The organism is Peterkaempfera griseoplana, assembly GCF_001418575.1.
GTDB lineage: Bacteria > Actinomycetota > Actinomycetes > Streptomycetales > Streptomycetaceae > Peterkaempfera > Peterkaempfera griseoplana.
The window spans coordinates 333-1,478 of sequence record NZ_LIQR01000544.1; the positions used below are offsets into that span (position 1 = coordinate 333).

Sequence of the window (1,146 nt, forward strand, 5' to 3'; positions counted from 1 at the left end):
CGGCCTCGCCGCGCCGCAGCCACCAGCCGGCCGCCAGGGCGGCGGCCAGGTGTCCGGCCAGCATCAGCGGCGACATCCCCGCCAGGAGCGTGTGCCACCAGTGCGCGGACGGCGCAGGCGGATACGCCGCGGACCGGGGGACCAGCCGCGACGGGGTGGTCGCGGACGGCGGCATCAGGGCGCCGACGCGGTAGCCGTGGCAGAGCAGCCGACCCGCCGCTCCGGAGCCCGCCGGCGGGGACCCCGCGGTGCCGGACGCCATCCCGGCCATCGCCGAGCGGCCGCCGAGAAGGGACTGCGATCCGTGGAAGAGGACGTGCAGCAGCAGCTGACCCGCCGCAAGGCCACCCGAGATCGCGGTCAGCGACCGCTCCCGCCCGCCCAGCACCGCGCCCAGCACCCAGATCAGGGTGAAACCCGCCGCCAGGGCCGCCACCGGCACCGGGCCGCCCGAGGCGACGGTGTGCCCGGCCGCGGCCAGCAGCGTGCAGACGACGGCGAACGGGGCGGCCCTGAACATGCGCAGATCCCAGGCGGCGGCATGCACCCGATGGGGTGCGGCGGCCGTCCCGGCGAGGTGTGCTGCACGGCTGACGGGCATGTCCGCCCCATCATCTCACCGTGGGGGCCCGCGCCGGGGGACAGGGCGCGAAGTCGTCACATACCGTCCCGGGGCCGCGGCCGCCCGCCCTGTCGTCCGAAAGGGGGGCTCCGCCGAACGGGGGGTCCGCGACGCTCCGGACGATTGGCATCACAGCGCGTCGGCAATACCTAGCTGTATGTGGAGCCGCAGCCATGGCCAGGAGGAATCCGTCGTGGACATCTGGTGGACGCTGCACCTCAAGCGCGAGCCCGCCAGCGTGCCGCTGGCCCGCCGCATCCTGCTCTCCACCATGGAGACCGCGGGCGTCGACCCGCAGGTCGCCCACGAGATCGGGGTCGCCCTCACGGAGGCCTGCGCCAACGCGGTCGAGCACGCCATCGGGGGCGACCCCGACGAGGGGTTCCAGATCACCGCCTCCATCGACGGGGACCGGCTGCGGATCGAGGTGGTGGACTCCGGCCCCGGGCTGCCCCCGGGCGACCCCCTGGCCCGGCTGCCCGCCCTGGCCGTACCGCTGCTCTCCCCCTCCGCACCCCGGGTGC

Annotated in this window: 1 protein-coding gene and 1 pseudogene; one reads left to right on the forward strand and one right to left on the reverse strand. The window is 75.8% G+C overall.

The annotated features are described in order from the left end of the window. A pseudogene (locus AOK09_RS32190) lies at nucleotides 1–601 on the reverse strand (hypothetical protein); the annotation flags it as partial. 214 nt (nucleotides 602–815) lie between these two features. Between AOK09_RS32190 and AOK09_RS32195 the strand changes: the two are divergent. Further along, on the forward strand, nucleotides 816–1,146 hold a 331-nt coding region (locus tag AOK09_RS32195), incomplete at its 3' end, for an ATP-binding protein (protein WP_169797090.1).